General features: G+C 41.4%; 12 protein-coding genes. 8 read left to right on the top strand and 4 right to left on the bottom strand.

Going from position 1 to position 13,376, the window contains the following annotated elements; all coding sequences use genetic code 11:
- On the bottom strand, nt 1-494 hold a 494-nt coding region (locus ABWY16_RS13365), incomplete at its 3' end, for an aldo/keto reductase (RefSeq protein ID WP_353905145.1).
- Between the two features lie 8 nt (nt 495-502).
- Nucleotides 503-1,348, bottom strand: coding sequence for an aldo/keto reductase (locus tag ABWY16_RS13360; protein WP_353905144.1), 846 nt, complete (start codon nt 1,346-1,348; stop codon nt 503-505).
- A gap of 163 nt (nt 1,349-1,511) precedes the next feature.
- On the opposite strand from ABWY16_RS13360, the gene ABWY16_RS13355 reads away from it, so the two are divergent.
- From ABWY16_RS13355 to ABWY16_RS13345, 3 genes are all read left to right on the top strand, one after another.
- Complete coding sequence (locus ABWY16_RS13355; protein ID WP_353905143.1) at nt 1,512-2,408, top strand: helix-turn-helix domain-containing protein; 897 nt, start codon at nt 1,512-1,514, stop codon at nt 2,406-2,408.
- A 120-nt stretch (nt 2,409-2,528) separates the two neighbouring features.
- On the top strand, nt 2,529-2,891 hold the full coding sequence (locus ABWY16_RS13350) for a hypothetical protein (RefSeq protein ID WP_353905142.1): 363 nt from the start codon (nt 2,529-2,531) through the stop codon (nt 2,889-2,891).
- A 59-nt stretch (nt 2,892-2,950) separates the two neighbouring features.
- On the top strand, nt 2,951-3,673 hold the full coding sequence (locus tag ABWY16_RS13345) for an SDR family oxidoreductase (RefSeq protein WP_353905141.1): 723 nt from the start codon (nt 2,951-2,953) through the stop codon (nt 3,671-3,673).
- Between the two features lie 89 nt (nt 3,674-3,762).
- Here the strand turns inward: ABWY16_RS13345 and ABWY16_RS13340 are convergent, their stop codons facing one another.
- Entirely contained in the window at nt 3,763-4,566 is an 804-nt protein-coding gene (locus tag ABWY16_RS13340; RefSeq protein ID WP_353905140.1) for a CE1 family esterase, read from the bottom strand.
- 126 nt (nt 4,567-4,692) lie between these two features.
- Entirely contained in the window at nt 4,693-5,937 is a 1,245-nt protein-coding gene (locus ABWY16_RS13335) for a glycosyltransferase family 87 protein (RefSeq protein ID WP_353905139.1), read from the bottom strand.
- Between the two features lie 248 nt (nt 5,938-6,185).
- Between ABWY16_RS13335 and ABWY16_RS13330 the strand changes: the two genes are divergently transcribed.
- The 5 genes from ABWY16_RS13330 to ABWY16_RS13310 form a co-directional block, all read left to right on the top strand.
- Nucleotides 6,186-6,797, top strand: a complete 612-nt coding sequence (locus tag ABWY16_RS13330; RefSeq protein WP_353905138.1) for an RNA polymerase sigma factor — start codon at nt 6,186-6,188, stop codon at nt 6,795-6,797.
- A gap of 113 nt (nt 6,798-6,910) precedes the next feature.
- Complete coding sequence (locus ABWY16_RS13325) at nt 6,911-8,020, top strand: FecR family protein (protein WP_353905137.1); 1,110 nt, start codon at nt 6,911-6,913, stop codon at nt 8,018-8,020.
- 190 nt (nt 8,021-8,210) lie between these two features.
- Complete coding sequence (locus tag ABWY16_RS13320) at nt 8,211-11,486, top strand: SusC/RagA family TonB-linked outer membrane protein (protein ID WP_353905136.1); 3,276 nt, start codon at nt 8,211-8,213, stop codon at nt 11,484-11,486.
- A gap of 14 nt (nt 11,487-11,500) precedes the next feature.
- On the top strand, nt 11,501-12,904 hold the full coding sequence (locus ABWY16_RS13315) for a RagB/SusD family nutrient uptake outer membrane protein (RefSeq protein WP_353905135.1): 1,404 nt from the start codon (nt 11,501-11,503) through the stop codon (nt 12,902-12,904).
- An 8-nt stretch (nt 12,905-12,912) separates the two neighbouring features.
- A partial coding sequence (locus tag ABWY16_RS13310) for a DUF4369 domain-containing protein (protein WP_353905134.1) occupies nt 12,913-13,376 on the top strand: 464 nt, incomplete at its 3' end.

The following is a 13,376-nucleotide window of genomic DNA, read 5'->3' as shown; positions in this document are numbered from 1 at the left end:
GCATGTGCTTTTCTGATGGATTGCGCACCAGCTTCTGACATGCCGAAGTGTTTGACTTTACCTTCCCATATCAATTCCTTTACAGCACCTGCAACATCTTCTATAGGTACAGTTGGGTCAACCCTATGTTGATACAGCAGATCTATACGATCGGTTTTAATACGTCTTAACGATGCATCCACTACTTCACGTATACGCTCAGGACGGCTATCCAATCCCAATGAAGTTTTACCTTCCCTGAAACCAAATTTTGTAGCGATCACTACTTCATTCCGAAATGGCGCTAAGGCTTCACCCAGCAGTTCTTCATTGGTAAATGGGCCATAAGCTTCAGCAGTATCAAAGAAGGTTACTCCATTTTCGAAAGCATTGCGGATCAATTTGATTGCATCTTCTTTTTCTGCTGCCGGGCCGTAACCAAAGCTTAAACCCATGCAACCCAAACCAAGTGTGGATACTTCCAATCCACTATTTCCTAATATTCTCTTTTTCATCTTTTTTTTTATAATTTTCTTTCCCCCAACCATTTCACCATTGCCGGGTCGCGGTGATCAAAAAAGCTGCTTGCTTTGGTATCCAGTGTTTTGATGGCCTCCATATCTTCGGCAGTCAGATCAAAGTCGAAAATATTGATGTTCTCTTCCATTCTTTCTTTTTTGACCGATTTCGGAATAGCTACCACACCTCTCTGTGTTAACCACCTAAGGATTACCTGTGCAATAGATTTGTTGTATTTGTCTGCAATTCTCTGTAAAAGATCATTAGAAAAAATATCATTTTTACCTTCTGCAAATGGGCCCCAGGACTCAATCTGAACCTTGTTTTCGATTAAAAACTTATGTGCATCTACCTGTTGATGAAAAGGATGGTTTTCAATCTGGTTTACAGCAGGCACAATTTCATTATGAACGATCAGGTCCATTAATCTGTCGGGTTGAAAGTTACTCACTCCTATCGCGCGCACCTTACCTTCTTTGTACAATTTTTCCATTGCCCTCCATTCACCATAGACATCTCCGTAAGGCTGATGAATCAGGTAGAGATCAAGGTAGTCCAGCTGCAACTTCTTTAATGATGCTTCAAAAGCTTTTTTCGTACCTTCACAACCCTGATCCTGTATCCATAGTTTTGTAGTAATAAACAACGCCTCTCTTGGAACGCCGCTTTTCTGAATAGCATGACCAACTGCCTCCTCATTACCGTAAGCCTGCGCTGTATCAATCAAATGGTATCCGCAGCTGATTGCATCTAAAACGCTTCTTTCGCATTCTGCCAGATCTGTTACCTGAAAGACGCCAAATCCTAAAACCGGCATCTCAACGCCATTATTCAATTTAACTGTTTCCATTATATAAGTTAATAATATATGTTGTACAGCACAAAGGTCAGCCCTTTCCGCCCCTGATTCTGTATACAGATTACTGTTTTGTGTACCACTTTTACTGATCACTGGTTATCAAATAATAATGCAGCATTTAAATGTTAAATTTGATTCAACAAAAATGACAGCCATGGATCAGATCAAAAGATTTAATACAGTCAGTGATTATAACGCCTTTAATAATACCGAAACGCTGCATCCACTGGTAAGCGTAATAGATTTATCTAAAGCCGATCCAAGGCAGGCCAGCAACATGTACTTTGGCCTTTACGCTATCTTTTTGAAACAGGTTGATTGCGGTAATCTGCGATACGGAAGGAACACTTATGACTACCAGGAAGGAACCCTTGTTTTTATCGGGGCCGGTCAGCATGTGAATGTTGAAAATACAGGCGAAACGTATCAGCCCATTGGGCATGTAATTGTATTTCATCCAGATTTAATCCTTGGTACGGATCTGGGGCGTCGAATTCACGAATATTCATTTTTTGGTTATCAGTCGAACGAAGCACTCCATTTATCAGAACGTGAAAGGAAGCTGGTGCTGGAGTGTTTTTCCAAGATTGAGTATGAACTTGAGCATTCAATTGACAAGCACAGTAAACAGTTGATTGTATCCAATATAGAACTGCTTCTGGACTATTGCACACGTTTTTACGACCGTCAATTCCTCACTCGTGGCAATGTACATGAAGGCCTGATGGAAAAGTTCGAAAAGCTGCTGAACGAATATTTTAACTCCGACAGACCGACAGTGATTGGACTCCCCTCTGTTGCGTATTGCGCTGACGAGCTTAATCTCTCTGCAAATTATTTTGGGGACCTTGTAAAGAAAGAGACAGGAAAAACAGCTCAGGAGTACTTGCAATCAAAAATAATTGACATTGCTAAGGAAAGAATATTCGACAAAAATAAAACGGTCAGTCAGATAGCTTATGATATGGGATTCAAATATCCTCAGCATTTCTCCCGCCTTTTTAAGCAGCGCGTTGGCTATTCACCGGTAGAATTCCGCAGCGCCAATTAGATTCTCAAGGAGCCACAATAATGTATTTCTCAGACATTTGAATCTGGTAAACAATAGATTGATTTGTGCAAACTGAAAGTTGCCCTTACAGGTACCTTTGAATTGTAAACACAAACGATTATGCTCATCAGATTCATCAGCGGCTTTCTTATTCTTTTTTCGGCCTTCATGGGGGCTAAACATGGCTGGGGAGGATTGAATGTTAAACCTGGAGATACTGGACCGGTAGCAGATCTCCTGGATACTTTGAATTTGAGCCAGACCACTTTAAAGATCTTTTCTATACTTACTATTGCAGGTGGATTTTTATTGCTTCCGCCTCAAACATTCCTGGCTGGAAATCTCTTAAATATATGTCTGTTTTTATTTCTGATCGTTCGTTTTCTGATCGTTGGAGATATCAGACACGCTATAGCAGAAATCCCGTTTTTACTAATTCCGATAGTGTTGATTTTCCTAAAACATCCGCTCGCGGCAAAATAACCAATCCCCTGATGCAGATACATCAGGTTCACAAATGCGTACAACAAACTGAAAATAAAATGAACTTATCAAACAACAAAATTTTAATAACAGGCGGTGCAAGTGGCATAGGCTTAGGTCTTACTGAAAGATTTATCAAGGATAACAATACCGTAATTATTTGCGGCAGACGCGAAGAAGTACTGAATGACGTAGCTGCAAAATTCCCTTCGGTAATTACAAAAGTGTGTGATCTTTCAACAGAGGAAGAAAGAACAGCGTTGTACAACTGGGTTGCTGAAAATCACAGTGACTTAAACGTACTGGTAAACAATGCGGGGATCCAGAACTGGATGGATATTTCTGACGAAAACTTTTACCAGAAAGCTGAGGCTGAGGTTACTACTAACATCTTAGCGCCGGTTCATCTGACCAACTTATTTATCGGATTGGAGTCTTTAAACACGATAATAAACGTTACCTCAGGATTGTCATTTGTACAATTGGCAAAAGTTCCTGTTTATTGCGCAACTAAAGCATTCTTCCATTCTTTTACAAATTCTTTAAGGTACCAGCTGAAATCCAGAAATATTGAGGTGATCGAGATGATCCCACCGGCATTAAATACAGATCTTGGCGGAAAAGGTATCCACGAAGGACAACCGGAGGTAAGTGACTTTGTAGAAGCTGTATTCCAACAAATAAAAGAAGGCAAACAGGAGCTGACTTTTGGATTTAGCGAGGTTATGGCCAATGCAGATCCGCAAACGATTAAGGCAACTTTTAATAAAATGAATCCTTAATAATTCTATCAATAACTTTAGTTCTTACATACAGCCGGCAGTTTTTATTGCCGGCTTTGTTATTTATCAAAAAGATTTCAAAGAGTAAATCAATCACGCTTTACCATGCTTTTAAAAAATTTGATCACTACTGCATCTGCATCTGGCGGATAGGTATGTCCTCCGGCATGCTTATAGATCACAACAGGGTCTCCTTTCGCTGAGGAATATATGGTTGCAGAATTTTCATATACTTGCCCATCTGCATTGCATCCGTCCAATTTTAAAAGTTTATTAATCTGCATTTGCTGCCAGGCGGGTTTAACCAAAGGGTCTGCAGCACCCATGATATGTATCACAGGTTTAGGTTTCAGCAGATCGTTAAAACGAAAAGCAACTGCAGCTGAAGGGGCCATAGCAGCAAATACATCACCACGCATCGCCCAAAGCAAATAAGTAAAGCTGCCACCATTGGAATGACCTGTTGCATATATCCGCTTGTTATCAATTTGATATTCGTTACGTAAGGTTTGGAGGATTTCATCAAAAAATCGAATATCCCGATCATCCATATCACCCGGCCCCTGCTGCCAGCCGGAAAATTTCCCTGCACGATCTACCATTTGTCCCGGAGTTTTCAAGCCCTGAGGAACAACAATAATCGCTTCAGGCCAGAGCTTATCAAACTGATGGTCCTGAAACATGCTTTTCATATTGCCTCCATGACCATGAAAAACGAAGATGATTGGGCTGGGTTTAGATTTTGCAGATGCAGGAACGTAGACCATGGCTTCTCTTTGGATATCGCTGACTTGCCATTTCCGTATAGAGACAGGAACTGAAGATTGAGCAACTGCAGTTCCGTAAACTGCGATAAATAGGAGAAAAAAGCCCAGCCTGATCATGCTTTTCATAAAGTTTTTTTGATCTGACTTCCTTCGATAGGAATAGTTTAAAGATGAGGTTAGACAAAGGCAGATTTACCTAGCTTTTGTGGGTTTTGACGCGAAGCCGAATTGTCATCGATTTTTATACAATAACTAGACAGATTCAGTAAGTACGGCAAATTCCGGAATGGACGGTGTAATTACTGTTGATTCCCTGTCCGCATTTACCGCTATCTTCTTTGCAATCGCCGCCAGAAAGTAAAGTACGATGCACGCTCCAAAGAACAAATAGGATTGCAGAAAATTTAATGGAGTATTTGCAGCTGCTTTTGCTATTTCAAAATATTGGCTGATCAGAAGAAATCCAAATCCAAGTACAATGAGAGCCCCTTTATTGTTCTGGTAGTAATAACAGGCAAATGGCGAAAGCACAATAAATATGGGCAGCACAATGGCATAATGATGTTCCCAGGCTATTGGAGATGCCATTGTAGTGCTCAGTATTGCTATACAAAATTCGATTACATGAGGTTTCTTATTTTTAAAACCTGTCAAAAGCCCGAAAGAGATTAGCATTAATGAGGATATTACGGTTACGTAATACACAACCGCAGAATAAGCAGGAAACTTCTGATCCCATTCCAAGTTGGCACCATTAAAAGTTAGCCTGTTCATTAATCCGTTTATGGACTGATTAACATAATAACTTTCACCGTGATGGGAAAGGTAAGAGAGTACAGAAAGGTATTCGAAATTCAGGGCAAAGCCATACATAGCAATTGAGACCGCTACAAATACAGACCCTACCACTACTGCTGGTATTACCATCTTCCACTGCTTACGGATCACAGCCCAGATGAGCAGCAAACCTAATTGCGGCTTAATCAGGCAAATAAAACCGACAATAACTCCTACGGCAATTTTCCTGTTTTGTAACCAGCACAAAATAGCAAGTGTGGTAAGGAAAGTGAGTAATGTTTGGATTTGCCCCAGTAAATAAGATTGTATGAGTGGGTAAAACATGAGCGTCAACAACATGATCAAACAATATAGAATGACTGGATTACATGTCTTGGTTTTCTGATCCGGTAGTCCACTGGCGCGCTTGGTCACCTGCGTAAGTAGATGTGCTGTGAGAAGACCTGTCCCAAAGACACAAATCCGGGAAATCATATTGAACATCGTAATGAGCTGCTCATAAGATAAACCACTTAACCTCGCTGGCACATCGAATAGCAACAGGCTTGTCAGGGGATACTGGAATTTTACGCCCCTTTGAAAGAGCGAATCGTAGACATCTTCCCGCATGTTGTTACCTATATATTTCAATGCCATAATCATTGGGCCCCAGGAGTCGGAATTAAATGGCTTACCGTCCAGTAAGAATAACTTGGACATAGTTAGCGTATTAGGCCAGCTGTGAATCAGGATAAGGATTGCGGAGCATATTAAGGCTGAAAGTATAATGGATATGAACCAATGATAAAAATTAATCATTTTAACTTTTTGGAGCATCGGAATCATAAAAATTGGTGAGCTTGAAATAAACGAATCAGTCTTGACTTCAAATATAATATTTAAATCAGCAGATTTTGGTGGTAACGGCAGTTTAACAATTCATTCACACAAAATAGTATATTTGAGTCATGGCAGATGGGGTTAGAGAGACGTGGCAAAAGTTTATTGAGGGTAGCTACGACGCTTTAGACGATATTTACGCCCAGCATTATCTCGGTTTGATCAATTATGGAATAAAACTTACGGGTGACAGGCAGCAAGCTAACGACTGCTTTGTAGAGATGCTTATTCAATTGTGGGAGAAACGGAACAGGTTGCCACAGGTGGAAAATGTGAGAAGTTATCTTATGACTTGTTTACGGACACTCATTTATCAGAAACTCCGTTCAGACAGACTGCGGGAGATGAAAGAAACTTACGCACACTCTTTAATTGATCAGGAGGAGATATCTTATGAGGACTATATCACCAAAATTCAAACAGATTCTGCCATCAAAGCCAAATTACAAAGGAGTTTAGAAAAACTGTCAGATCGCCAGAGAGAATTATTACAATACCGTTTTTTTGATGCTATGGACTATGACGAAATCGCACTGAAGTGCGGAATTTCCAAAAAGACAGCATACAATATCGTTTATGACGCACTCACGAGGCTAAAAGATGACCTCGGGAAAGAAAATAACGGAAATAACCTATATCTCCTGGCATTGATTTTCATTACGTTCAGCAGTATCTGTTAAATATCTTGGATTATCATCCAAGTAAATGAAGACTTTTGAAAATTTTCCAAATAATTTCAATTTTTCATAGGAAAAACCGCAACTCCAATCATCAATAGGCTAAACATTGCAAAATGGACTATTTAAAATTTGGAGTTGAAGATTTTTTATGTGACAATTCTTTTCTGGAATATTGCCTGGAGACTAACCCCGAAGCTGTTAAATTCTGGAAAGAGTGGTTAAACGAAAATCCTGGAAAAGCTCCCGAGGTAAACAACGCGCGTGAAATTTTTCATACCCTTAATGGAAATATAAGTGCAGAAAACTTCCATAATGACCATTCGGTCTTTACAAAGGCATTAAGATTAAAACTTGAGGAGGAAGGGGCAGTTCCAACACTTCCAGATTCATCGTTAATCCAAAAAAGAAATAAGGTTCGCCGGTTATGGATCACGACAGCAAGTGTGGCCGCATGCATACTGTTAGGCATCGGTTTCTTTTTATTCAGTACGGACAAGACAAAAATAGCTCAGGTCACTCCTACGCTATCCTATAGCACTCCTATGGGAAAAAAGAAAGTGATTAAACTTCCGGACGGATCAGTGGTAACCTTAAACGGCGGCAGCCATGTTCGGTTGCACCCTGAATTTAACAAGGGCAACCGGGAGCTGAACCTAACTGGCGAGGCTTACTTTGTAGTCATACACAACGCAGCAAAACCATTCGTGGTTCATACCCGGAAGATCACAATCAGGGATGTTGGTACCGAATTTAATGTGAAGGCCTACCCCAGCGATAAAATTACCGAAGCATCATTGATCAAAGGCCTGATTGAAATTACCATTCAGGAAGGAACTCAAAAGACCGTAAAATCAAAACCAATCATGCTCTCCCCTAATACCAAATTCATTTTCAGGAATGACGCTGTCAAAGAAGGGCATAAAAACAATGTCATTAAACCGGTTTTTAACGTGAGAAATATCACCACTACTGAAGACCATTCAGTAGCAGAAACCGACTGGACGCAAAATAAACTCACTTTTGTTGATGAACCACTGTCAGAAATGGCTGCTCAAATGGAAAGGTGGTACGGAGTAAAAGTTGTGATTGCCAATCCGGCACTCAACAATCTTCGCTTTACCGCAACATTCGACCATGGAGATATCATTCAAATATTAGAGGCACTTAAACTATCCGGAAACTTTAACTATAGAAAGGAGGACAATATGATAAGTATTTACTAAACCGGTAATTATAAAAAAAGGGGAATACAAAAGTATTCCCCGGGCGACTTAAATATCAATGAAACAGGCAAATCAATTGGCGTTGGTGCCTGCTTCGACCTAAACTTTAAATCATTTTAAACTTATGCAAAAAAGCACAAAAAACGGTGCACTTTTTTCCCTATGCCCTATCGGTAAAATTCCCCTTGTTATGAAATTAGCATTCACGCTGATAGTTATCAGCTGCTTATCTGTCTCCGCACTTCCTGTGCGCTCACAGGATGTGAAGATGTCAATCAATTTGAAGAACGCTGCAATCAGTACAGTGCTTAAAAATATTGAAAAAAGCACTCCTTATAAATTTGTTTACAACAACAACGTTTTTCCCGCAAACACTAAGGTGAGCATTGAAGCAAACAGCCTTTCTGTAGCGGAAATTCTCAATAATGTACTTAAAAACTCAGGTTTTACTTTTAAGCTTCTGGGCGACAATATGATTGTTGTTACGAAAGCTGACCAGCGTGTTCAGACCCAAAGGATCGCTGGTATTGTAGTAGACGAAGATGGCATTCCTGTACCCGGCGTAACCATCCGGTTCAGAAATGACAAGCGTACAAGCACAGCAACAGATGCCAACGGGCATTTCGGGATCCAGTCTGCCGACGAAAGTGATGTCCTGATTGTGAGCCTGGTCGGTTTCAAAACACAGGAATTCGCTGTTAAAAATATTCCTTCCAACTTCCGTATCATCATGCAGTCTTCAATAGGAAGCCTGGACGAAGTTCAGGTGATTGGTTATGGAACCACAACCCGTCAGCTAAACACAGGATCAGTGAGTTCAATAAGTGTGAAAGACATTGCAAACCAACCCGTATCCAATCCGCTGGCAGCTATGCAGGGTAAACTGGCAGGTGTTCAGATCACCCAGAATAATGGCTTGCCAGGTTCAGGTTTCCGCGTTCAGATCAGGGGTGTTGGTTCTATCGGAAGTGGAACACTGCCGCTCTATATAATAGACGGAGTGCCTTTTACTTTATTCAACGGATCAATACCAGCAACTGATGGCTTAAACGCTTACGGTATAAGTGGCGCTAATGGCGGTGAAGCCAGTCCTTTGGGAATGATTAATCCGGATGATATTGAGCGTATAGATGTATTAAAAGATGCAGACGCAACAGCTATTTATGGTTCAAAAGGGGCTAATGGCGTAATACTGATCACTACCAAAAAAGGTTCTGCCGGTAAGACTAAATACAGCGTCAACTTTTATCAGGGTGCCGGTACCGTAGGCCATTTCATTGACATGCTGAATACACAGGATTACCTTGCAATGCGCAGAGGTGCTTTCGCTGCATCAGGAGCAACACCAAGCACTGCGAACGCACCAGACCTTGTGACATGGGATCCAAATGCCTATACCAACTGGCAGCAAAAATTCATCGGTGGTACGGCTCATACAACAAATGCAGATTTCTCGGTATCCGGAGGAAATGCACAGAACACCTTTTTGTTTAGCTCCAATTACCGCCATGACGGAACCGTTTATCCGGGTGATTTTGGAGGAAATATCTTCTCAAACCGCCTGAATGCAGGACACAATAGCGAGGATAAGCGTTTTGGTATAAACCTCAATGTGAATTATGCCTACATGCATAATGTAATGCCATCTACTGATCTTACCTCTTTGTATAACCTTGCGCCCAACTTACCATTATACAATGCAGATGGTTCACTGTACTGGCACCCATCAGTTACCAATCCAATGGCATACCTGATGAGGCCAAACGACAACACGACAACCAACCTCATTACCAATATGGATGTGCATTACGATATATTGCCAGGATTAGTTGTCAAAGCAAACCTCGGTTACTCCCTGACAGGAGAAAAACAAACGCTGCAAACACCACTTACATCTTTGAATCCAAGCACTGTAAACCTGGCCGCGCCTTCAAATACATTGCGCTATGCAAATAATACCATTTCAAATTATATTGTAGAGCCACAGCTTGCGTACCGGAGAAAAATTGCAAAAGGAAGTTTAGATGCACTTGTAGGTTCTACCTTCCAGAGAACACAGGCCGACGGGTTGAGTCTGACGGGTACGGGCTTTAGTAGTGATGCTTTGATCGGATCCATAAACAATGCCGCTGCAATCGTCAATAATGGCAGTAATAATTCTGACTATAAATACAATGCGTTATTTGCGCGCGTAAATTATAACTGGGAGGATAAATACCTGCTTAATGGTACATACCGCCGTGATGGCTCTTCAAGATTTGGTGCCAACCGCCGCTTTGGTAACTTCTGGGCAATTGGTGCCGGCTGGATATTTACGAATGAATCTTTCATGAAAGATATCTCCTGGTTAAGCTTTGGTAAGCTGCGGGGAAGTTACGGATTAACAGGTAACGATCAGATAGCAAACTATCAGTCTGATGCGTATTACAATGCTGTCGGTTCTGCATCATCATATCAGGGCCAATCGATTATCTTTCCAAGCAACATTCCCAATGCTGATCTGCACTGGGAAACTAACAAAAAACTGGATGCGGCAGTGGAACTTGGATTTCTCAAAGACAGGATCTTTCTGAAAGCTGACTATTTCCGTAACCTGTCTTCAGATCAGCTGTTAAATATTGTTGTTCCTACACAGGCAGGAATCAGTTCGTACCTGGCAAACTTTCCTGCTGTTGTGGAGAACAAAGGATTTGAGTTTGAGCTGAGTTCAACCAATATCCAGAGTAAAAACTTCCGCTGGACTACCTCAGTCAACCTGACTATCCAGCGAAACAAAATTTTAAGTATCGACCAACCGCAAAAGCTGTTCAGCACCTATTATATAGGGCAACCTGTAAATGCTATCCAATTGTATCACTTCACAGGCCTGAATCCTGCAACAGGGGTACCAACCTACCAGGATATGAACGGAGATGGTGCGGTAACCTTCGCGGGCGACCGATCTGCGGCGCCACTGGGACATCCTTACTTTGGTGGACTGACGAACAGCTTTACCTATAAAAATTTAACACTGGATGTCTCCTTCCTTTTCAATCACCGCATGGGTTATATCAACAACAGTTCTTCATATCCGCTTGGAGTAGGGCTGAGCAATCAGAATGCAACGGCATTACAGCGCTGGATGACTGCGGGTGATATTTCGGTTTATCCTGGAGTAACATCAGTGAGCACTGCAGACTATTCAAATTACAATTCTTCAGATGCCAACTGGGGCGATGCCTCATTTATAAAGTTGAAGAATGTGAGTCTGAATTATCTGTTGCCTAATCAATGGACCAAAAAGATCGGCTTCAATACGGTGTCTGTATTTGCAAGGGGCGAGAACCTGTATACCTGGGCAAAACAGAAATACACATACGATCCAGAATCAACAGTATCAGGTGCTGCACCAGGTTTAGGTACCGGCCAGTTTATCGCGATGCCTCAATTAAGGACCACCGTTATCGGTCTTAACTGCACATTTTAAATATTCAGAGCAACATGAAAATAAAATATAATTTAACAAAAGTGTTATTGATCTGCATTGGTTCAATGGGAGTGATCTTCACTTCCTGTAAAAAATCCCTGGAACTGGATGCACCTTTAAATAAAATTGACGCATCGACTGCCTATACTACAGATGCTACGGCAACAGCCGCAATTGGTGCGTTGTATAATTATGGTATTTACGGTATTTTCAACACCTGGCTGGCCAATCTATCATTGCTGGGAGGAATAAGTTCAGATGAACTGCACTTTTCGTATACAACTACTCCGGCCATTTCGGAGTTCGAAAACAATCTGATTACCCCTGCCAATGGAACAAACGGCACCTTCTGGGGAAGTGCTTACGCAGAATTGCTTGTTGCCAACGCGGCAATCACAGGAATCACAGCTTCTAATACATTAACTCCTTCGGTAAAATCACAGCTGCTGGGTGAAGCTAAGTTCTTCAGGGCATTTGTTAATTTTTACCTGGTCAATTATTATGGTGGTGTGCCTTTAACAGGCAGTGATCCTTTGACCAGTGCTACATTACCACGATCAACTTCTGCACAGGTTTATGCATCAATTATCAGTGATCTAAAGGAAGCACAAACTTTATTGCCAGTGGCATATGTAGGAACGTTAAAATCAAGGATAAACCAACATGCTGTTACCGCCCTTCTGGCAAGGGTATATCTTTATCAAAAAGATTATGTGAATGCTGAGGCTATGGCAACTGCCGTTATTGGTTCCGGTACATATACGTTGGCCACTACCAACTCGGTATTTGTGAATACCAGCACCGAAACTATTCTGCAGTTTGCCACGTATTACGGATATTCTGCTGTGGCTACTTCTTACCGCACCGCCATAGCCACTGCAACTACAGTTCCACCAAACTATACTTTGACCACTTCGGTCGTAAACAGCTTTGATGCAGGCGACAACCGAAAAATCAACTGGGTTGACTCTACCGTAAGCGGCACAAAGTTCTACAGGATAAATAAGTATAAACTTTATACCGCCGCTACTGCCGGGGCAGGAAATGAATTTAATGTCATCCTCCGTTTGGCAGAACAATACCTGATCAGGGCAGAAGCAAGGGCACAGCAGAATAACTTAAGCGGGGCTGCAAGTGACGTAAACGTTATACGAACAAGAGCTGGTCTGGCTAATTTGTCAACAACCGCTACTGCCACACAAACGTCAATCCTTGCTGCTATTGCCAAAGAAAGAAAGGTAGAATTATTCGGAGAATTAGGGCACCGCTGGTTCGATCTGCTGAGAACAGGGCAGGCTAATACTGTTTTAAGCGTAATAAAACCTACAACATGGAATGCAAGCCGATCAGTATTATTCCCTATTCCGGATCAGCAGGTACAACAAAACCCTGCACTTACACAAAACCCTGGTTATTAATTAATACCATGCAAAAAAGACCCAAAAACATAAAAATGCCGGCAGCAATTGCGCTGCTGGCATTTACAGTCCTGCTTTCAGCGTTTCAGTTCGGTGGCGGATTTACCATTGCCGGCCATATTGAAGGTATACCAGAAGGCACAGTATATTTAAGCTATCCAAAAGGAAGCGCACAAATCACTGATTCTGCAAAGATCACCAATGGTGAATTTGTCTTTAAAGGAACATTATCAGAACCTGTAATGCTGGTTTTAAAAACCAATAAGAGCAAGACACAACTTTACTTTTTTGGAGATAATTCAGCGATCAGCATCAAAGCACACAAAGATTCGTTAAATACCGGACAGGTCAAGGGATCAATTCCGCAAGACGACTGGAAAGCGTACTTAAAAGACTATAAAACAGTGGTGAATTACGCTGGTGGATATTACCATAAATCAGATTCTGTATACAAGCACTTTAACAACAAACC

The organism is Pedobacter sp., from assembly GCF_040513095.1.
Lineage (GTDB): Bacteria > Bacteroidota > Bacteroidia > Sphingobacteriales > Sphingobacteriaceae > Pedobacter.
Note: the sequence above shows the minus strand (reverse complement) of the source record. Positions and strands in the feature narration are given on the sequence as shown.

Coding starts and splice junctions, on each gene's coding strand:
- ABWY16_RS13360 (WP_353905144.1), bottom strand. CDS start 1,348: ATGGAAACAGTTAAATTGAATAATGGCGTTGAGATGCCGGTTTTAGGA.
- ABWY16_RS13355 (WP_353905143.1), top strand. CDS start 1,512: ATGGATCAGATCAAAAGATTTAATACAGTCAGTGATTATAACGCCTTT.
- ABWY16_RS13350 (WP_353905142.1), top strand. CDS start 2,529: ATGCTCATCAGATTCATCAGCGGCTTTCTTATTCTTTTTTCGGCCTTC.
- ABWY16_RS13345 (WP_353905141.1), top strand. CDS start 2,951: ATGAACTTATCAAACAACAAAATTTTAATAACAGGCGGTGCAAGTGGC.
- ABWY16_RS13340 (WP_353905140.1), bottom strand. CDS start 4,566: ATGAAAAGCATGATCAGGCTGGGCTTTTTTCTCCTATTTATCGCAGTT.
- ABWY16_RS13335 (WP_353905139.1), bottom strand. CDS start 5,937: ATGTCCAAGTTATTCTTACTGGACGGTAAGCCATTTAATTCCGACTCC.
- ABWY16_RS13330 (WP_353905138.1), top strand. CDS start 6,186: ATGGCAGATGGGGTTAGAGAGACGTGGCAAAAGTTTATTGAGGGTAGC.
- ABWY16_RS13325 (WP_353905137.1), top strand. CDS start 6,911: ATGGACTATTTAAAATTTGGAGTTGAAGATTTTTTATGTGACAATTCT.
- ABWY16_RS13320 (WP_353905136.1), top strand. CDS start 8,211: ATGAAATTAGCATTCACGCTGATAGTTATCAGCTGCTTATCTGTCTCC.
- ABWY16_RS13315 (WP_353905135.1), top strand. CDS start 11,501: ATGAAAATAAAATATAATTTAACAAAAGTGTTATTGATCTGCATTGGT.